The sequence below is a fragment of the Halosimplex carlsbadense 2-9-1 genome (assembly GCF_000337455.1).
GTDB classification, from domain to species: Archaea; Halobacteriota; Halobacteria; order Halobacteriales; family Haloarculaceae; genus Halosimplex; species Halosimplex carlsbadense.
Genome location: NZ_AOIU01000004.1, coordinates 140,932 through 160,544, shown reverse-complemented (window position 1 = coordinate 160,544; position 19,613 = coordinate 140,932). Strand labels below are relative to the sequence as shown.

Below are 19,613 nucleotides of genomic sequence, written 5' to 3'. Positions count from 1 at the left end.
ATCACTCACCTGCGGGTCAAGAGGGGCGGTCCGGCCATACAGGCTGGACTCCGTGTTGAACCGCTCGTCTACGACGGGACACCGCCGTACCCGTACTCGCCGTAACCCTGCTCACCGTACTCGTCGGTGAGGTTTCGAGTTGCCGTCGCTCCGGGTACCGGGGTCGGGGTTGCGCTCGGTGCGTCGGAGTCACTGGGTGCCGGGGTGGGGGTTGCGCCCGGTGCCTCGGAGCCACCGGGGGCCGCCGTCGACGTCGCGGTGTCCGTCGAAACCGGTGTACCGGTGTCGACCGGAGCGTCTCGAGGCGTGTCGGGCGGCGTCCCAGTCGGAGTCAGCGGTGGGGTTTCGGTGGACGACTGATCCGAACTGTCTGCACCGTCGACGCCGCCGGGGCCGCTACCCCCTTGATCGGTCACTGTCGGCGCCGGAGTTTCGGTCGGAGCCCCGACCGCAGTCGGCGTCGCTGTCGTCGATACCAACGGGGTCACTGTATCACCGACCGTCTCAGGGGTCGCGGTGCTGCTCGACTGCGTGGAGGCGGTGCTATCGGTCGCGGCCGGCGTCGTCCCTTCGACGTCCGAGTCCCCTCCCGTCCCGGTCGTCGCGATGGGCGTCCCACCGTAGCCGAATCGAGTGTCGGTGTCGGTCCCCGACCCGGCGTCCTCTCCCGAGAGGACCCCGCTCATACCGAACCCGGATGTCGCGACCGCGGAGACGATGGCGCCGATTTTCAGAAAGCTCCGGCGCCCTAACCGCTTGCCGGAGTCACGTTCCTCGGAGTTCGCCGACGTGTCCTCTTTCATAGTCGGTTCCGAATCTGAGATCCGGCCCCCCTCGACGAGCAGTCCCCCTGATGTCGTCTGCGGCCTTCCGGCGGGATCGCACCGGAACGCGGAAGCGCAGTCGAGAGCGGTGATCCACGCCCGCATCCCTCCGATCCCATAGCGGTTGTCTCGTTCATACTGCGAGTCGTACTGGTGTTCCGGAAGACGAATGAAAAAGCACCCCGCTCGAGTCTCAGAGTTGATTCTCCCAGAGCGCGTTCGTTCGAAAGCCGGAGAACGGGTTCAACGATAGCGGTACCGGACAAATGTGGGTCTTGCTGGCAGGACTAAACCGCTTATACTAAATTCCTTTGGTCGAGTGGTCCGGCGGAGTACTCGGTTCGGTCGGTCGCGTGAACGCGACGTGAAGGTCAGGATTTATATTCTGTTGGGAAGACGCTACCGTAACTGACAACGAACAATGGGTGACTACAGGGATTCGACGACCGTGGCCGCGGTCGAAGACGCGCTTTCGACGACGCTCGATGGGGAGTCCGTGATCCTGCATACGGGATCGGGGAAGTACTTCGGGTTCAACGAGGTCGGGACCCGGATCTGGGAAACGATGCAGGAGCCCCGGTCGATGGCCGAGATCACACAGCAGATCGAAACCGAGTTCGATGTCGAGAGGGAACGATGCCGGTCGGATATCGAATCTCTGGTCGACGAATTGGTCGAACAGGACCTCGCTCGGATCGTCGAAGATCGGTGAAGTGCCGATGGAACGGGTGAGAAAATTCGTCTCGGCCCCGCCGGGGGACCGGCTTCGACTCGCGGTCGCGAGCGGACTGCTGGTCGTCATTTCGGGAGGGTTGCTCGCCGTCTCGTTCGATCGGCTCAGGTGGGTACTGGCCGGAGCCGGTGACCTCGGCGCGCGGTTCGTTCCGGGAACACCGACCGCGGGTCAGGTGGTCGCGGCGGTCGACGTCGCGGACTCGTGGCTGCCGGGGTCCCGGACCTGTCTGGTCCGCTCGTTGACCGCGGAGGTACTGCTCCGAACCTACGGCCACTCGTTCGAACACCGGATCGGCGTCGACAGGGACGAGGCCGATAGTGTCAGGGCACACAGCTGGATCGAGTCGGGAGACGAGGTGCTGATCGGAGACGTGGACAACCTGGAAGAGTACGAACCGCTCCCAGCGATAAGCGCCGGAGATGAACGCTAAACAGAGTGTTATCGAAAGATGAGTAGCATCACGACGTACGGTCGATCACCGGAGTTCCGGCGACCGAAGATGTCGATATCGGGTCCGATCGACCACGCGCGGTGTCCGCGAGCGCGGGTTCGGGAGCTGGAACCGGGTCGAGGGCCGCGGCGGCGTTCCGCTGTGATGGTGTGTTCGGAATGACAGACACCGGTCCGACGCTTCGGGAGAAAGTATCGGCGGTGTACGAAGCGGCCCAATTCAGACCGTGGCTCGGGATAGGGGTCGTCGTCGTGAGCTTCGCCGCAGCGTTCCTCGAGGGGGTCGGTCTCGGCCTGTTGTTGCCCATCATCGAGATAACCCAGTCGTCGTCTCCGACCGACGCCGACGGGCTGTTGGGTCTCTTCGTCCGATTCTACGAACGCTTCGGGATCCCCTTCACTCTCGAGTACCTCATCGTGAGTCTCGGCGCGGTCATGTTCCTCCGGTTCGCGCTCAGCTTCGTCGGCGGGTGGCTCCGAGCTATCCTCGGCGTGAGCTACCAGCGTGAGCTCCGCGAACGGTTGTTCGATTCGCTGATGTACGGCCCGGTCGACTACATCGACGAAGTCGGATCGGACGACCTCCTGAACAGTTTCATCACGGAGACGAACAGGGCCGCCGGCATCGTCATGGCCACGTTCAACATCACGGAGATCGTGCTCCGGGGCGGTGTCTACCTGATCCTGGCCACGCTGTTGTCGCCGGTGCTGACTGCCGTCGCCGTCGTGAGTCTCACCGTGAGTACCCTCCTCGTCCGCTACGTGCTCGAACCGGCGTACGCGGTCGGCGACGAAGTCGCGAACGTCAACGACGAGCTCCAGACGGTCTCCCAGGCGAGCCTCCAGGGAGCGCGCGACGTGCGACTGTTTAACATGCGAGAGGAGTTCGTCGACAGGATGCACGAATCGCTCGACAGATACGTCACCAGCAACGTCAGGCTCCGCCGGAACCAGGCCGCGCTGCAGAATCTCAACCAGTTCGCGAACGTGATCGTCGTGTTCGGACTCGTCTACGCCGGGTTCCGGATGACCTCGCTCTCGATCGCACGACTGGGCGTGTTCCTCTTCGCGATATTCCGACTGTCGCCCGTCGTGAACCAGATCAACAACCGTCTGTACACGCTGGACGGCCAGCTCCCGCACCTCGTGCGGGTGCGAGACCGGCTGGAATCGCTCGCCGAACGGGACGCGCCGGCTACCGGGGGCGACCAGTCGATCCGGACGGTACGGCGCGTCGATTTCGACGACGTCTCGTTCTCGTACGATAGCGGCGAACGGGTTCTCGACGACGTCTCGTTTTCGGTCGAGCGCGGCGAGACAGTCGCACTGGTCGGGCCGTCGGGCGCGGGAAAATCGACCGTCATCGCGCTCCTCGGTCGCCTGCAGGCGCCGGACGCGGGCGAGATCCGTGCGGATGGAACACCGATCGGGGATCTCGACGTTCGCGAGTGGCGCGAGCGCCTCGCCGTCGTCCGTCAGGACCCGTTCCTGTTCGACGGAACCCTGCGGGAGAACGTCTCGGTTGGGAACCGAAACGCATCCGACCGAGCGGTCGAACGGGCGTGCGAAACCGCACAGGTCACCGAATTCCTCCCGGAACTGCCCGACGGCTACGGGACGGAGCTCGGGGAAGACGGGGTGCGGCTGTCCGGCGGCCAGAAACAGCGGGTCGCGATCGCTCGGGCGCTCCTGAAAGACGCCGACGTGTTGGTGCTGGACGAGGCGACGAGTGAACTCGACTCGAACATCGAACAGACCGTTTACGAAGGGATCCGCTCCCTCGAATCGGAGTACGCGACGGTCAGTATCGCACATCGCCTCTCGACGGTCGACGACGCCGACCGTATCTACACCTTGGTCGATGGATCGGTCACCGAAGTCGGGACACACGACCAACTGCTCGCGAGCGACGGAACGTACGCCGAACTCTACGCGACACAATCGTGAATTTTCGTTGGTCGGTCACGGACTCGAAACCCGCCCGGAGGCGCTACGGCCGTCGTCGCAGGACCGGGGCAGGCAGCTTTAACTTGTGCCCAACTGTGTACTGAGTTGACAACAGGGGGCGCCAATGCATTATTACTCCGCGTACGACCTCACCATCCGATCCGAATTCACACTCCCCGAGCTCCCGCCGCTTCCGGACGAGCCCGCGAGCGTCGACGTCGAATTCCGCACCGGGGCGGTCACACCCGTAGCCGAGACGGTCGAAGCGTTCGACGGTCGCCGGATCGCGGCGTCGCCGGGGGTCTGTCGGCTGTCGTACGACTCGATCGGGTCGTTCCTGGTCGAAGGGGGCGAACGCGTCGTCTGTGACCCGGACTCCGAGGAAGTCGTGGGCCGGGACCTCTTTCGCCGGCTGCTGGAAAACGAGATGCTGGGGCTCGTGCTCCACCAGCGCGACCATCTCGTTTTGCACGCGAGCGCGGTGTCCATCGGCGGAAACGGGGTCGTGTTTCTCGGACCGCGAGGGGCGGGAAAGTCGACCACGGCGACGGCGATGCAGCTCGAGGGGTACTCGATGCTGGAGGACGACGTGGTCGGAATCCGTTTCGGCTCCGGGACTCCGATGGTCGTCCCGGGCGTCCCGCAGCTGCGCTTGCGGGAGGACGCCGCGGCGGCACTGGACGTCACGGACCGGTCCACCCCGTCGGAGGAGTCGTGGTACGAAAAACGGTACCTGTCGGTGTCCGAAATACCCGACCCCGTCCCTCTCACTCGGTGTTTCAAACTCCAGCGCGGCGACGGCCTCCGCTTCGAGGAGCTGAGCGGCCGCGCGAAACTGCTCGAACTCGTCTCCCGAACGCACGCGCGTGGGCTGCTCTCTGACACGGAGCAGTCCCGGACCCACTTCGAGCACTGCTCGCGCGTGGTCGACACCGCGGCGTTCCGCGTGTTGAAGCGTCCGCAGGACCACGATAGACTCCCGGAACTGGTCGAAAAGGTGGCCGAGGACGCGCTACGTGGTCGGCTCGTAGAAGGATGAAGTCGACCGGTGTCCGGCGACGGGAACGGCTGTTACCTGACACCGAAACTGCTTGACCGACCGATTATAAGCGATGGTACGTTACGACGCGGGCGAGATCGAACCGACGAGCGGCGTGTTGTCGCTGTACTGGTCGGTGCCCCCGCCTTCCTTGTTCGACTGCTCGGTGATCGATTCGACTGAGCCGTATTCGGTCATCTGGGGCGACGTGTACTCGTTGTTGGATTGCTGACGCGTCATCCTAACTGGAACAACCTTGGCAAACAACATAAAACCAGCGTAGGATCGGGATCGTGATTCGGCGGAACGGGTATGTGACTGACTGTCGACTGGTAGTGAACGACGACCTAACACGCGTATGTGAACAAACGATATCCGGCACACACGTCGTTCGATGGTGGAACTGAGACGGCGACGACCGGACGAACATCTAAGGTGGGATACTCGTATCCGAACGGTGTCCGTCTGAGCCGTCGGTGTCGAGAAAGTGGGCGGTCGCGACGACCAGTACTGACCTCGACTCGACGGCGGACCGCTTTCAGGGATACTCGCTAAGCGATCCCACGATCTCGCCGTTAGTGTCGTCAGTGTACTGGTCGGTCGACATGCCGTCTTTGTTGAATTGCTGTTCCGTAATCGCCTCAACCGACCCGTATTCGGTCAGTTCAGGCACACCGTAGTCACTCGTATCTCTTTCCATGACTCATCACACGATTGTCGTCTTTCTATTATAAAGGTTACTCCGATACAGGAGTGAATTCGCTTCACACCGGCGATAGACGAGAAATTCGGCGGATCCACAGGATCGAACCGTCGCGGCCGAGTCACGGTCGCGAATCGTCACCGAGCGCACGAGGCGGTTCGCGCAGTTCGTCGTTCGTGTGGACCCACGTCTGCATCCATGTCGAGAGCGAGAGCGCGCGCCACAGTGCTCGCGCATCGCGGGTGTTTTGGGTTTCGGTGAACCGTTCGCGGGCCGCTCGCAGCGCGTCCGGGTCGACGAACCGCTCGATCGGGCCGGGGTCGCCGACGAGGCGCCGGAGTCGGTCGTCTTCCCGCGCGAGCGAGTTCCAGAACCCCTGGCTCATATCGGTCTTCCAGACGCGAGTCCTGATCTCCTCGGGGAGCAGGTCGGCGAGCGACCGGCGAATGATCGACCTGGTCCACCCCTCGGAGAGTTGCTGCGTCGGTGGCATCGCCAGGGAGAACTCGACGAGTCGCCTGTCGGTGAACGGGTAGCGAGGCTCGACGCCGAAGGCGGCGGCGACCAGGTCGGTCGTTTCGAGGCTCGCGGTGATCGTTCCGAACGTGAGCGACCGGCACTGGCGGCGCCGAGCCGTCTCCTTGAGCACCGAACCGGTCGCATAGCGCTCTCGTAACTTCTCGTCGAGGCCGACCCGGTCGACGAACTCCGGGCGAAGCGTCGGATTCTTCCGCCCGGCCAGCACGGGTCTGTCGCGGACCCGTCGGTACGTTCGGCGGACCGCCGGCGGGACGAGCGGCGCCACGGCGTGGCGCAGGAAGACCCGATGTCTCCGCGCACCGCCCAGCTCCGAGATGGCCTGGATCTCCGCGGCGAGCCGTCGCCACCGCCCCGTCCGCAGCAGTTCCGGTATCAGTCCCAGCCCGTACCCGGTGGCGCTGTCGCCGAGCGCCCCCTCCAGAACGACGTTCCCACCCGTCTCGTCCACACGCTTCATCCGCTCCCAGATCGCGTGGTGCATCGTGTCGTGGGGCGGCTGGTCGTAGTGCCAGCCCATCGACTCCCGGTCGTCGAACATTCCGATACCGTCCATGAACACGTACTGCGAGTCGATCCCCTCACGCTCGGTCACCAGCTCGATGAATTCCCGTTCGTCGCTCGCCGGGGCGTCGTCGTACACGTTCGAGAAGGCGAACAGCGGCTCCGTCGACGACAGCAGGTCACGGGCCACGACCGTGATCGACGACGAATCGAGCCCTCCACTCAGCGCGGTTCCAACGGCCCCGTCCGTCCGGAGTCGAGAGCGAACGGCCTGCTCGAACAGTTCCCGGAATCGCCGTTCGTAGGCGGCGTCCGACCCGAGACTGATACTGTCGGTCGGGTCGAGGTCCCAGTACTGCCACGTCCGGATGCCGTCGCTGCGAACACTGATCGCGTGGGCCGGCGGAAGCCGGTCGATATCGCGGTAGTACGTCCGCTCCTTGTCCTCGAACGTCCCGGTGAGGAGGTCGCCGATCTTCCGCTCGTCAGGGGTTCGGTCGACGTCGGGGAGCGCGACGAGTGCCTTCGGCTCCGACCCGACCGCGAAGGTGTCGGGGCCCGAGTGGTAGTACAGGGGCTTGACACCGAAGCAGTCCCGGGCGCAGAACAGACGCCCGGCCGCCGAGTCCCACAGCGCGAACGCGAACGACCCGACGAGGTGCTCCGGACACGCCTCACCCCACCGCCGATACGCCGCGAGCACCAGCCGGCTATCGGGAACCGGTTTCCCGCCGTTCGCGACGTCGAGCGCGTTCAGCAGGGTCGCTCTGTTGTCGAGACGGATATCGCCGGCGACGACGGCTGCGCCGTCGCGATACGGCTGGTCGTCGTGTTCGGCCTCCGGCGTCGAGCGGAGCTGCTGGTGGCCCAGTCCGACGGTGCCGTCACACCAGGTCTCGTCACCGTCGGGCCCTCGATGGGCGATGCGCTCGTGCATCGCCTCCAGGTCGGAATCGACGCCCCCGCGACCGCGGTCGAAGAGCGCGACGATGCCGCTCATTCGTCCCCACCCGTTCGATCCGCCACGCTCGACTGGCACCGACCGCTGTGACCGGACGGCCGCTCCCGGCCGCTCGCGGTACGGTTCGAGGCTGGCGAACCGAACCGAGCGCGATGTCTGAGCGGGTGGTTCATTCGGTCGATCTCGGTGCGTCGTCGTTCGTGTTCCACTCGAACGACAGGTAGGTCGCCCCCTGCCTGACGGTCGATTCGGATTCGATCGGGGTCCCCATCGCGACGGCCAAACCGACTCCGATGAACGACTGGACGGGGTTGTCGAGTTCGCCGGCGTCCCCGACCGTCTCCCCCCTGACCCGGACCGTGACTCGCCTCCGATCCGCGACGTCCAGGTCCGCGATCCGTTCGAGGCCCGTCGATTCCGCGAGCTCGTAGTAATCCGTGACGCCTTCGAGCAGCGCCTGTACGACCGCCCTGTCCTCGTCGGGGAGGTCCGTGACCGCCGGTTCGAAGTCGCGAGCCAGCCCCCGACCCGTCGGAACGAGCGACAGCGCCCGGCGGTCGTCGGAGCCGACGACCAGCGAGTCCAGTTTCTCGGCTGGCGGGACGGGCTGGTCCATCGTCCCGCCGACGTAGAGCCGGGCGTCGACCGGACGCTCGCCCGTCGGAACGTACGTCCGATGGCCGGTCACGGCGAAGTGGTCCACGACTGCGGCTCTGTTCTCGACGGTCGCGCCGTACAGGCTCTGGCCCACTTCGACGGGGTGGCGAAAGCCGCTCGAAAGCACCATACAGACGACCGCTCCGAACGCACCGACACCCGCGAGCGCCGTGAGGGGCTCCGAAACGGAGGGATAGAACAACGCGGCGCCTCCCGAAACGACCGCCGCCAGAAGCAACAGGACCGCTCCGCCCCGATACCCGACCGCCAGTATACTCGCCCCACCGGCTCTCGCACGGTCGCGCTCGCGACGTGCGCGCGGTACCTCCCGTTTCGCGTCCGAATCGGGATCGGCCCTCGCGTCCGAATCGGGATCCGTCCCCCGCGACTCGTAGCTCGCTTCAGGACTCATTCGTTATGTCTCTCGTATCTATGGTCGGCGACCGGGGCGACCGGGTCCCGCGCTCGGGTCGACATCGACCGGCGGTAGACCGGGCCCAGCCGCCATCGAGGTTCCGGTGACGACACCGGTGCGTTGAGCGTTGCGAAGTCTGCTAATACTATAAAATCACTGATTAAATCGGTCTCGGCGGCAGGAGTGAACGGATTCACGGGACCGCCCAGGGAGGTGCTAAAACCGTTGCGCTCGGGCGAGTGCCGCGCGGGCATACTACGACCACGCCCCGTTCAGGGCGCGCTCGTAGGTCCGTTCGGCTCGTCGCGCGACCGACGACCAGTCGTAGCGCTCGACGCGCTCGGTCGGGTCGACGGCCGGCCTGTCACCGTCGAGCGTGCGGTCGAGCGCGTCCGCGACGGCCGCGACCGACGGGTCCGCGAGAAAGCCGGCATCGCCGACGACCTCCGAGGCCGCCGAGTGTGGGTGTTCGACACCGACGACGGTGCATCCGGCGGCCATCGCCTCGGCGAAGGTGATCCCGAACCCCTCCCGGGTCGACGGGGAGACGAAGCCGTCCGCGGCTCGCATGTGGCCGAGTACGTCCTCGTAGTCGTCGAGGAAGCCGAGAAACTCGATATCGGCGGCGGCGTCGAGGCCGCTCGCCTGCCGACGAAGTGCGTCGGCTTCCGGCCCGTCGCCGATGACCCCGAGGGTCGCGTCGTGGCGGTCGGCGACCCTGTCGAACGCGTCGAGCAGCAGGTCGACGTTCTTGTGTTCGATCAGCCGGCCGGCATACAGGAGGTCGTAGCCCTCGGCGGGGTCGTCCGGGAGCGGCGCCGTCCGGACCTGCTGGGTGTCGAGCCCGTTCGGGACGACGCGGATCCGGTCGCGGTCGGGGCCGAGCGTCGCGAGGCGGTCGGCGGTGACGCCCGAGACGGCGACCGGGAGCTGCGGTGTCCGCGCGGTGACCCGCTCGACGAGCTTGCCACAGGGGGCGAGCCGACCGAGGTACTCCTCCCAGTGCGAGCGCCAGACCTCGTGCCAGGTCGTGACGAGCGGGACGTCCGTGCCGAGCGCCGACACCTTCGCCGAGAGCACCGGAAAGTACGGGAACACGGACGCGACGACCAGATCGTGGTCGCGGTCGGACAGCGCCGAGCGAAGCGAGGGAGCGGCCCGAACGGCGAAATCGAGGGCCTCGGTGATCGACCGTCGTTCGCCGGCGTAGAGGTCGGCGCCGGGCGCGACAGCCCTGAGCGTCATTCCCTCGTGCTCGGTGACTTGGGGGCCGTCCCAGTAGTGGCGCCCATAGACCGTCACCGCGTGTCCGTCCCGGGCGAGACGGCGTCCGATCTCGTAGATCCGCTTCTCCGCACCGCCCTTGACGAACGGGTAGACGACGTTGGAGACGAACGCGATATGCACTGGTTGACTCCGTCGACCGTCGCTTCGCGGCCCACGGTAATTGTGTTTCCCTGTTTCGTGGCAGTGTGAATTTGTGTGAAGGAGAAACATTATACCCGAACGACAGGGATAGCAATTCGATGGCCATGCCGCGGAATATCGTCCTCATTACATTCGACGCCCTTCGGGCCGACCACCTCTCGTGCTACGGCTACGGGCGGGAGACATCGCCGTTCCTCGCGTCCGTCGCGGCGGACGGTGCGCGGTTCGACCGCGCGTTCAGCGCGAGTTCGCACACTCGCGAGGCGGTGCCGTCGATCCTGACCGGGCGGTATCCGGACGACGCCGTCGACGCGGGATACCAGCGCGACGCGGACACGGTCGCTGCGACGCTCGGGTCGAACGGATTCACGAGCGCCGGCTTCCACTCCAACCCGTTCGTGTCGCGCGCCTACGGCTTCGACCAGGGGTTCGACCACTTCGACGACGACCTTCACCTCGGGAAGAACAAGCTGCTGGCGCTCGCACAGCGGGCGCTCGACAAGGTTCGGAACCGCCACTACGCGCGCGCCTCGGAGATCAACGAGCGGTCGCTGGACTGGCTCGACTCGCTGGACGACGACCCCTTTTTCCTCTGGAACCACTACATGGACCCCCACGGGCCCTACGAAGCGCCCGCGGCGTACCAGCGCGAGTTCCACGGCGAGGTCGTCCCGGATTCGGCCGCCCAGGACCTCTACCAGCGGGCGATAGACGACCCCGAGAGCATCACCGACGCGGAGCGCGAGCGGTTGCGCGATCTCTACGACGCGGAGATCAAGTACACCGACGACCGGCTCCGGTCGCTGTTCGACGAACTGGGTGACCGGGGGCTCCTCTCGGAGTCGCTGGTCCTCCTCACCGCCGACCACGGCGACGCCTTCGGCGAACACGGCTACTTCGAGCATCCGCGATACCTGCACGACGAACTGGTCCACGTCCCGCTCGTGATGACCGGGCCCGACGTGCCGTCGGTCACCGTCGAAACGCCGGTCAGCACGCTCGACGTCGCACGGACCGCGCTCGAAACGGCCGGCGCATCGGCGGAGGGACTACCCGGAGAGGACTTGCGTGCGGTCGCCGACGCCCCCGAGGAGCACGCCGACCGGGTGGTCTTCTCGCAGGCCCGCGGGGAGGACGCCGACGCGCACCTCCGGCGGTTCAGCGCGCGGAGCGAGTCGGCCACCAGGTTCGGGGAGTACGACACGACGGCCGCCGACCTCTCGCTCTCGGGCGAACACGAGGAGGGAGACACGGCCGCACAGTTGCGCGCCCACGTCGCGGACCGAACGGACGCCGGCGCGACGGCCGGGGCGAGCGAGAACGAGGCGGTCGACGACGCGATCGAAGACCGGCTGTCCGCGCTGGGGTACAAGTAACGATGGCAGACATCTCGATTTCGGACGACCTGATCGAACGCATCGAAACCCGGGCCGAACACACGGAGTTCGAGACCGCCGACGACTACGCCGAGTACGTCCTGCACGAGGTGCTCGCGAGTCTCGACGCGGACGGCGCCGACAGGCGCGAGCCCGCGGTCGACGACGAGGGCGTCGAGGACCGCCTCCAGTCGCTGGGGTATCTGAACGAATGACGGCGACGGACACGGACGCACGAAACCTCGTGTTCGTCACGGTCGACAGCCTCCGTGCCGACCACTGCGGGTTCGTCGACTCCGGTTCGAGCCTCACTCCCGCGATCGACCGGATCGCCGACGACGGCGTCTCGTTCACGCAGGCGGTCGCGACCGGACCGCGCACGCCGTCGTCGATCCCGGTGTTGTTCACGGGCGAGTTCATGGCCGACGACCCGGAGTGGTCGATGGCCGACTGGCGCGGTCGCCAGCAGCGCATCGGCCGACACATGGCGCGGTTCGGACACCTCAGCGAGCGGCTGCAGGCGATGGGGTACGAGACCGCAGGGATCACTGCCAACCCCTGGACCACCCGCGAGAGCAACTTCGACGCGGGCTTCGACCGGTTTTTCGAGATCAGCGCCGACAGCGACGACATCTCCTCGACGCAGCTCTCCGATTCGACGCTGTTCAAACTGGCCGATACGGGCCTGGACGCGTTACCGGGCGACCCCCTCGGGTGGAGCGACAAGAAAGAGTGGTTCTCGCAGTGGCCGGGCAGTTTCGAGCTGGTCACCGAGCAGCTGTCGGCGCTGTCGGAGCCGTTTTTCCTCTGGGTGTTCATCCTCGACTCCCACCAGCCGTACATCACGCCGCGGCGGTTCCGCGAGGAGGCGTCGGCCTGGCAGATGTACTACTCGATCCTGCGTTACTGGCACGGGGAGAGCTCGGACGAGGAGATCCCCGGCCACGCCCGGGACATGATCGGCGCCGCCTACCGGGACGCCGTTCGCTCGGTCGACGCGTTCGTCGACGAACTCGCCGACGCCGTCGCCCCGCACGATCCGGTCACCGTCTTCTGTGCGGACCACGGCGAGGCGGTCGGCGACCACGGCAACTTCGGACACCCGCAGGCGCTGTACGACGAGAACCTCCGGGTGCCAATGTTCGTCCACAACGCCGGCGTCCGCGGGCAGGTCGACGAGCAGGTCTCGCTGCGGTCGCTGCCGGACATGCTGACCGACCTGGCCGAGCCGACGGGGTTCGACCCGACGGCGTACACCGACCGGGCCGTGCTGTCGAAGACGGAGAACGACCGACACCGGGCCGTCCGGACGCGGTCGTGGAAGCTCGTCCGTGACCGTGAAGCGGCCACCGAACGACTCTACGACCTGCAGGAGGACCCGGGCGAGCGCGAAGACCTCTCGTCGAGTCACGGGGAGATCGCCGAGTCGCTCTCGGCGGTCCTCGACCGCCACGACCGAACGCGGGACGAGAAAGCGTCGATCCGTCGAGTGACCGAGGAACTCGCCGCGGAGGACGCGACAGTATGACTGACGGCCTCCGGGTCTGCCTGATAACGAAGATGTACCCTCCGCGGACGGGCGGCGGCGCGACCTACGCGTACGAGCTGGCGAACGCGCTCGGCGAGCGGGGTCACGACGTGGACGTGTACACCCAGGCGGTTCCCGACGGCGACGACCCGCCGCCGACGCAGGCGAACGTCTCGGTGACCAGGATCACGAAGGCGCGGCCGCTCGTCGTGGTTTCGACGCTGTATTTCAGTATCGCCTGCCGGCGTCGGATCGACTTCGAGCAGTACGACGTGATTCACGGAACGTTGATGCCGGCCTCGACGTTCGCGCTCGATCCGTGGTTCCTCCGGTCGCTCGACGCCCCGCTGGTGTTGACCAGCCACGGCACGTCCTACGACGAGGCCCGGTCGGTCGACCCCCAGAGCCCCCCGGACTATCTGTTCAAGTACGTGTTCCACCCGATCAACGTGGTGATGGACGCCGTCAGCGGTCGGTTCGCCGACCGGATCGTCGCGGTCAGCGACCACACGCGCGAGCAACTGGGCGAGTTGTATCGGTTCGACGAGTCGAAGCTCCGGACGGTTCCGCCGGGGATCGACACCGAGCGGTTCAGCGAGCGACCCGGGAGCCACCCCGCAGTGAGCGAGGACCGGCCGTCGGTGCTGGTCCTCAGCCGCCTCGACCCGCGCAAGGGGATCGACAAGGCGATCCGCGCGTTCGCGCGGGCCGAGGGGACCGACGCGGAGCTGCTGATCGCCGGGACCGGGCGGTTGGAGTCGTCGCTGAAGGATCTGGCCGCAGACCTGGGCGTCGCCGAGGACGTGTCGTTCCTGGGGTTCGTCCCGGACGAGGAGCTACCGTCGCTGTACTCGTCGGTCGAGCTGTTCGTCCTGCCCTCGGAGTACGAGGGGTTCGGGATCGTCTTCATGGAGGCGATGGCCTGTGGGACCCCCGTGATCGGCACCGAGGTCGGCGGCATCCCGACCGCAGTCGCCGACGGCGAGACGGGGTACCTCGTCCCGCGCGAGGGGGTCGGCGAACTCGCGACCCGAATGGAGGAGTTACTGGGCGACCCCGAGACGTACGAGCGGATGGCCGAGTCCTCCGAGGCGTGGGCCAGCGACCACGAGTGGAGCGAGATCGCTGCACGCGTCGAGACCGAGTACGCGGAACTAACGAGAGGCCAACGAGCGTGACGCGATACGCTCGGAAGGGCGTGTACGGGGCGGACACTCGGTCGTCCTCCGGAGGCCGACGGCCATGATCGGGCGCGCGTTCCACGGCGGGCTGGCACTGCTCCGGAAGTACGCGTCAATACCGCTGCTGGCCGTCGGCGGGCTACTGCTGCGCTTTTTCGTCTCGATCGAGTTCTGGTCTATCGTCGGTCCCGTCCTCGGCGTCGTGATCGGGTCGTCCATCGCTATCGTCGGGACCCTCATCGGCCGGTTCCGTGATACCGAGCCGTCCACCGATGGGGCGGACCCGAAGCCTCTCGACGCACGCGTCCCGCTACTGCTGGCGAGTCTGTACGTCCTGAGTATGGTCGTGCTCTTCCGGTTCAACACCTACCACCGCCCGGACCTGCTGTACGTCCTGTTCGGGGGCTACGCCGGAGCCATCGGGTACCAGATCGCCCGGGGAGAGAGTCGAGTTCGAGTCGTCCCGCAGATCCTCGTGCTGGCGTTTTTCACCTACTGGAGCAGCCAGTTCCTGTTCCCTGCCGGGATGTACGCACCGGACACCAACTACAGATACATTCCCGTGATCGAGAGTGTCTTCTCGACCTATCAGATACCCGCGTCCGAGGCGCGGTACGCGGGTCATCTCGCGTACGTGACCGAGTTCGCCTATCTGTCCGGGCTGTCGGCGAAGGCGTCGTACTACCTCCTGGCGACGCTGGTGTTGGTCGGGACCGTGTTGCTGCTCGGGATGCTGGACCGCGTCTTTCCGGTGCTCCCGAAGCGAGTCGCGCTGTACAGCGCGCTCGTGTTCAGCGTGATGAGCTGGATGATCGGTCGCGGAATGCACCCGAACAAACTCAACTTCTTCTATCCGATCATACTGCTGCTCGGCATCGTCGCGGCCAACCTGTACCAGTCGGAGGCGTCGCGGCAGGGAGACCGCAGGGCGTGGTTCACTATCGGCGTCGTCCTCGCACCGGCGATCATCTTCGGACACCGGTTCAGTGCGGGCGCGGGCCTCGTCTTTCTGGCCGTGTTCGGGCTGTTCTCGGGGCTGAGCCATAGTGTTCTGAAAGACCAGTACGAGAAAGTGCCGGTGGGCTCGCCCATCTTTTTCGTCGCGCTGTACACCATCGGAATCCTGGGGAATCCCCTCCATCAAGAGGCCCTGCTGTCGCGGATCGCAGGGCTGGTGTTGGCAGTTCTGGTCACGACCGGTGCGGCCGGGACGGAGGCCGGTGCCGCGGCCGGTGGACCAGGCCGATACTCGGATCTCCCGCTGGACGTGCTTTTCGTCAGTACGGCCGCCCAGACGCTGTTGTTCGCTCTCTTCATCGTCGGTGCGATCTGGATGTTCCGGCGGTCCGAGTGGGAGTACGACTACGTCCTCGTCTGGATGGGGTTAGTCTCACTGTTGCTCATCGTGAGCATCGTCACGAACTCCGTCGACACCGCCCCCCAGCGGTTCTACGCACTCCTCGGTCTGTTCGGGTTCAACATCTGCGCAGGAACCGTCTTCTACTATCTCGGCAGGACGAATCGGTTCTCCGATGGACGGGTTTCGATCAGCGCCGGGCGTGGGATCGTGGCGGTAGTGATCTGTGTGTTGGCAGTGACGAGCCTCGCGTCGCCCGTAGCCGACAAGGCAACCTCTCCGGTTTCCGACGATATCCCCCACTTCAGGCAGTTCGACACTGCGCAGTTAAACCACGGAGAGACCTGGACCGAGCGTTTCGGTTCCGAGAACACGAGCCGTATCGTTCCGCCGAATACGAACGTTCCGATAGAACGAACAGGGCGAGTCACCGGCAGAGCGAACACTAGCGTACTCGAGCGGGGGGCAGTCTATTCGTACTCCGCACTCACAGACAGAACAGGAGTCCTGGTGAGTGTCGGTCTCACTTTCGGCGGGCGACAGTTCGTGTTCGCAGACTCACCGGCCACCCCTTCCGAATCGAAAGTATACACAAACGGACAGACAGGAGTGTATCGGACGGAAATGCCGGACAACCGATCTCTCTCCGGGATTTCCCCGAACTGAATTCTGATCTGCCCGTCTCTCTGAATCTGGTCGGGGCAGGAATTGGGTATACGGTCGACCTATTTGAGTGTGAATAACATTCATATTCAGAACGACTAATAGGTGCCGCGCGGACTACGTCACTATGGAGACTCTTGTCATCGGATGGGACGCAGCGACCAGTCGCCACCTGTCACAGTTCGACCTTCCCTTCTGGGAGTCGCTGTCTGAAAAAGGGAAACTACTTCCTGAGTACCCGTTTGACAAAGCCGGATACATCAGCAGCGCGAATGCGTGGACGACGATCTCTACTGGTGCTCCTTTCTCCGAACACGGGATGTTGGGGTTCGTGTACGGTCCATACTCCGGTCACCAACTCGCCGGTTCGATACAGTATCTCGCCACTCAGACGTGGCTTCCCCCGCTGATTCGACGTATCTTGATCGGACGTGTCATGGGAGCACTCGGAGCCGGTACGAAAGGCGAGAAGGGCGATAAAGTAAACAGTACGAACATCTCGTACAAGCGCTTCTGGGAGTATACTGAGGGAGACGGCCTCATATACGGGCTCCCGCTGACGTATCCGATCTGGGAAACCAACGGCGTCGTCGTTTCGGGTATTCCTGCGCCGAAATTCGAAGAGGCTAGCAATCCGGTCGTCTACCCTGAACAGTTAGAAGAGACTGTATACGATGGGGGTGACGCCGGGTACTACGTCGAAAAAGAGTCACCAGTCAACGATCCGTCGGTATCGGAACGACCGTACTGCGATCAACACTTACAGCGCATGGAGGCGAACGCGGAGAAATACGTCGAACTCTATGAAAAAACGTCACCCGAACGGGAATTCGAGGTCGGGTTCCTCATGCTTCGCGGACTCGACGATATCATGCACGCAACTGAGGACACGTCGATCATCCGAGACGCGTACGAGCTGATCGACCGAGTGACTCGGGAGGTCGTCGACGCCGTCGACCCAGAAACGACACTGGTTCTCTCGGACCACGGGATGCGACCCGCGTCCGATTATAGACCCGACAAGCAGATGCGAATGGACCACGACACGACCCAAGGTGTCTGGGGCGCAACTGATTCGTTCGAACTGGAACGACACACGGACGTGACTCCGGCGATACTCGACCGACTACAGATCGACTGCGAAGTTCCCAAGAAGCGGGACTCGACCGACACTGTCACGTCCGCTCTCGAAAACGAGGTGATTCACGAACGGCTCGAAGATCTCGGCTATGCCTGATCGACGTTTCGAATTGGAGCGGATCCGGAAATATCCGACACCAACTCGTCGAACTGGGACCGAAATTCGTCTTTTCGAGATTCACAATCGAACTTCGAGCCACGTTTCTGTGCTGCCTGAGAGAGTCGGCATCGGGCGTCAAAATCCCTACTGAAATACGCGGAGATGGCGTTCGCTATCGCGTCTCTCGACGGGTCAGTTATCAAATCCGAACTGACACGCTCAACCTCGGATTTACTCCCCGTTGTCGTCGTGACGATCGCCGGTAAGCCACTGTGCATCGCTTCCACCACGCTCACCCCAAACCCATCCGCTCGGGACGGCTGCACGTACAGCGAACACCCCTCAAAGGCGTCAGCGAGGTTCTCTACGTATCCGGCGACCGTGACTCCGGGCACCGATTGGAACTCCGGTGGGTACCCCGTCCCGACGAGCTTCAGTTCTGCACCGGGATGGGCTTCCCGAACCGATTCCCACGCATCAACGAGGAGATCTTGGCCCTTGTAGTAGGAGTACGAGCCGACAGTGACAGCCGTCTTACTCTCTAAATTCGGGGAAACGTGTTCCAACGTTCGGTAGACCGAAGGCTGAATGTAGGGGTGGGCGATCCGATACGGCTTATCGGTTAGTACCGTTTCGACGCAGGAGCCAGTGAATTCAGATATCACCATACAGCCGTCGATGTACCTGTCGAATACAGCGCTTAGAACATCGATTCCGTATTCACTGATCAATCTGTTCAGGGTTGATTCCGGCTGATAGGAGTCGTCGGTGAGCTGATACAGGTCGTGGTCGCCGACGAGATAGATGAGTGTACTGTCTGACGTGAGACGTTTCGCCAGAGAGCCGTACAGCGCTCTCGTTCCCTCGGAGATGAATATATCGTAGTCCGAGAGAAGGGGTCCATTGATGATCTCTTCCGGGATCGAGTGACGCCCGACCCCGCCGGGTATCGAGTACTCACTGAGACTGAGGATATCAGCACCGATCGCTTCCGCGAACCCCTCGTGAGCGGGATGTGGGTGCTCCGCGCGATGGATCATGGCGATCTCGGGCATCGAACTCAGCCGTCCACATAACCGAGGCTCTCTAGTCGCTCCTCGACAGAGCCGGAGTCACTACCTTCCGTTTCGCTGCTGGGAGGTTCACTGGTGACTTCCCGCCGGGTCTCCCATTCTGTTTCGAGCCAGGGGACACAGACCAGTTCGTCGGTCCAGATACCTTGCGGATGTCCCCATTCCCGGATCGGGATCGGCGACGACCGTTCGCCGAGCATGTTCCCGTGGTCGGAGGTCACGACTGACTTTCCGGTTACGCTCTCCACGAGTTCCTCCACGTGCGGAAGCGCGCGTCTGAGATTGTCCGCGTACGCCTCCCACAGAGTGCCGTGATCGATATCGATCTCACCGGTCATCACTTGCATCCAGGTCGTGAGTCCGTCCGTCGAGGAGTCGTCTATATGTCCCTTGTCGAAGTCGGTGTCAGCGCCGAGAAACGGGTAGTGAGGCTGCATGTAGTGGACGAAGATCCGTTTGTTCGGGAACTCGTCTGCAGCCTTTAGTGCCTCCCTGGTCACCGTCTCCGGCAGAACGGTCTCGTGTTCGCGATCCCACGTATCTCCGGTCCAGAGGTCGATCACTTCGTGAAATCGCGTGTTGATCTCGTCGGCATGTCGGCGAAGCATCGGATTGGTCGTCACGTAGACCGTATCCAGGAATTCTCGACCTCGGAGGTTCCCACGGAGAAATTCCGGTGTCGCGGAGCCCCGTGAAACGACCTTCCGAAGGTCTCCCTCCATCGTGTTCTCCGCCTCGAACAGGTCGTACCGACACGCATCGAGAATCGCCAGACAGTCCCAGTCTTGAGACATGAAGTCGATCCCCTTCGGATTGTAGTCCGACCGTGAACTCGTGTAATTATAGAACTGCGATAACTTCCGCGCCAAGAGTTTGGGATTCGAGAGCCCGAGTCGGATTTGACTCCTCTGTACTTCCATCGGTCTGTCAGTTGTCGGGCCGACGAATCAAGATTTCGGTCGTTCGTAATTTCGCTGTGAGTGGATAGTTTAAA

At 64.1% G+C, this 19,613-nt stretch carries 18 protein-coding genes; 10 read left to right on the top strand and 8 right to left on the bottom strand.

Features of this window, described 5'->3' with window-relative positions; genetic code table 11:
* Nucleotides 1–68: 68 nt before the first annotated feature.
* Complete coding sequence (locus C475_RS01275; protein ID WP_152436298.1) at nucleotides 69–929, bottom strand: hypothetical protein; 861 nt, start codon at nucleotides 927–929, stop codon at nucleotides 69–71.
* 316 nt (nucleotides 930–1,245) lie between these two features.
* Between C475_RS01275 and C475_RS01270 the strand changes: the two genes are divergently transcribed.
* The 4 genes from C475_RS01270 (at nucleotide 1,246) to C475_RS01255 (ending at nucleotide 4,996) form a co-directional block, all read left to right on the top strand.
* Nucleotides 1,246–1,536 (top strand): PqqD family protein, encoded by a 291-nt coding sequence (locus tag C475_RS01270; protein ID WP_006881913.1) that lies wholly within the window; start codon nucleotides 1,246–1,248, stop codon nucleotides 1,534–1,536.
* A 7-nt stretch (nucleotides 1,537–1,543) separates the two neighbouring features.
* Complete coding sequence (locus C475_RS01265; RefSeq protein ID WP_006881912.1) at nucleotides 1,544–1,990, top strand: lasso peptide biosynthesis B2 protein; 447 nt, start codon at nucleotides 1,544–1,546, stop codon at nucleotides 1,988–1,990.
* 179 nt (nucleotides 1,991–2,169) lie between these two features.
* The gene (locus tag C475_RS01260) at nucleotides 2,170–3,957 is read left to right on the top strand and encodes an ABC transporter ATP-binding protein (protein ID WP_049929849.1); all 1,788 of its coding nucleotides are present in this window, start codon (nucleotides 2,170–2,172) and stop codon (nucleotides 3,955–3,957) included.
* 124 nt (nucleotides 3,958–4,081) lie between these two features.
* Nucleotides 4,082–4,996, top strand: coding sequence for a phosphoenolpyruvate carboxykinase (ATP) (locus C475_RS01255; RefSeq protein WP_006881910.1), 915 nt, complete (start codon nucleotides 4,082–4,084; stop codon nucleotides 4,994–4,996).
* An 81-nt stretch (nucleotides 4,997–5,077) separates the two neighbouring features.
* Here the strand turns inward: C475_RS01255 and C475_RS22930 are convergent, their stop codons facing one another.
* The 5 genes from C475_RS22930 to C475_RS01240 all read right to left on the bottom strand — a co-directional run bounded on the left by C475_RS22930 (nucleotide 5,078) and on the right by C475_RS01240 (nucleotide 10,180).
* Entirely contained in the window at nucleotides 5,078–5,236 is a 159-nt protein-coding gene (locus C475_RS22930; RefSeq protein WP_152436297.1) for a putative RiPP precursor, read from the bottom strand.
* Nucleotides 5,237–5,534: 298 nt separating this feature from the next.
* Nucleotides 5,535–5,696 carry a hypothetical protein gene (locus C475_RS22925; RefSeq protein WP_006881908.1) on the bottom strand — a complete coding sequence of 54 codons (162 nt, stop codon included), beginning with the start codon at nucleotides 5,694–5,696 and terminating at the stop codon, nucleotides 5,535–5,537.
* A 124-nt stretch (nucleotides 5,697–5,820) separates the two neighbouring features.
* Nucleotides 5,821–7,740, bottom strand: coding sequence for an asparagine synthase-related protein (locus C475_RS01250; RefSeq protein WP_006881907.1), 1,920 nt, complete (start codon nucleotides 7,738–7,740; stop codon nucleotides 5,821–5,823).
* A gap of 130 nt (nucleotides 7,741–7,870) precedes the next feature.
* Nucleotides 7,871–8,488 (bottom strand): hypothetical protein, encoded by a 618-nt coding sequence (locus C475_RS01245; protein WP_152436296.1) that lies wholly within the window; start codon nucleotides 8,486–8,488, stop codon nucleotides 7,871–7,873.
* A 540-nt stretch (nucleotides 8,489–9,028) separates the two neighbouring features.
* Complete coding sequence (locus C475_RS01240) at nucleotides 9,029–10,180, bottom strand: glycosyltransferase family 4 protein (RefSeq protein WP_006881905.1); 1,152 nt, start codon at nucleotides 10,178–10,180, stop codon at nucleotides 9,029–9,031.
* Nucleotides 10,181–10,305: 125 nt separating this feature from the next.
* On the opposite strand from C475_RS01240, the gene C475_RS01235 reads away from it, so the two are divergent.
* The 6 genes from C475_RS01235 to C475_RS01210 all read left to right on the top strand — a co-directional run bounded on the left by C475_RS01235 (nucleotide 10,306) and on the right by C475_RS01210 (nucleotide 17,543).
* Complete coding sequence (locus C475_RS01235; protein WP_006881904.1) at nucleotides 10,306–11,577, top strand: sulfatase; 1,272 nt, start codon at nucleotides 10,306–10,308, stop codon at nucleotides 11,575–11,577.
* Between the two features lie 2 nt (nucleotides 11,578–11,579).
* Entirely contained in the window at nucleotides 11,580–11,792 is a 213-nt protein-coding gene (locus C475_RS01230) for a hypothetical protein (protein WP_006881903.1), read from the top strand.
* The gene (locus C475_RS01225) at nucleotides 11,789–13,105 is read left to right on the top strand and encodes a sulfatase-like hydrolase/transferase (protein WP_006881902.1); all 1,317 of its coding nucleotides are present in this window, start codon (nucleotides 11,789–11,791) and stop codon (nucleotides 13,103–13,105) included. Before C475_RS01230 ends, C475_RS01225 begins: the two co-directional genes overlap by 4 nt.
* On the top strand, nucleotides 13,102–14,283 hold the full coding sequence (locus C475_RS01220) for a glycosyltransferase family 4 protein (RefSeq protein WP_204366132.1): 1,182 nt from the start codon (nucleotides 13,102–13,104) through the stop codon (nucleotides 14,281–14,283). The genes C475_RS01225 and C475_RS01220 overlap by 4 nt, the downstream gene beginning before the upstream one ends.
* 64 nt (nucleotides 14,284–14,347) lie before the next feature.
* Nucleotides 14,348–16,309 carry a hypothetical protein gene (locus C475_RS01215; RefSeq protein ID WP_006881900.1) on the top strand — a complete coding sequence of 654 codons (1,962 nt, stop codon included), beginning with the start codon at nucleotides 14,348–14,350 and terminating at the stop codon, nucleotides 16,307–16,309.
* A gap of 124 nt (nucleotides 16,310–16,433) precedes the next feature.
* Nucleotides 16,434–17,543, top strand: a complete 1,110-nt coding sequence (locus tag C475_RS01210) for an alkaline phosphatase family protein (protein WP_049929845.1) — start codon at nucleotides 16,434–16,436, stop codon at nucleotides 17,541–17,543.
* On the opposite strand, the gene C475_RS01205 is transcribed toward C475_RS01210, so the two are convergent.
* Nucleotides 17,534–18,601 carry a glycosyltransferase family 4 protein gene (locus C475_RS01205; RefSeq protein ID WP_049929842.1) on the bottom strand — a complete coding sequence of 356 codons (1,068 nt, stop codon included), beginning with the start codon at nucleotides 18,599–18,601 and terminating at the stop codon, nucleotides 17,534–17,536. The two genes, C475_RS01210 and C475_RS01205, sit on opposite strands and share 10 nt — an antisense overlap.
* Before the next feature lie 5 nt (nucleotides 18,602–18,606).
* Nucleotides 18,607–19,539, bottom strand: coding sequence for an alkaline phosphatase family protein (locus C475_RS01200; RefSeq protein ID WP_006881897.1), 933 nt, complete (start codon nucleotides 19,537–19,539; stop codon nucleotides 18,607–18,609).
* Nucleotides 19,540–19,613 lie beyond the last annotated feature (74 nt).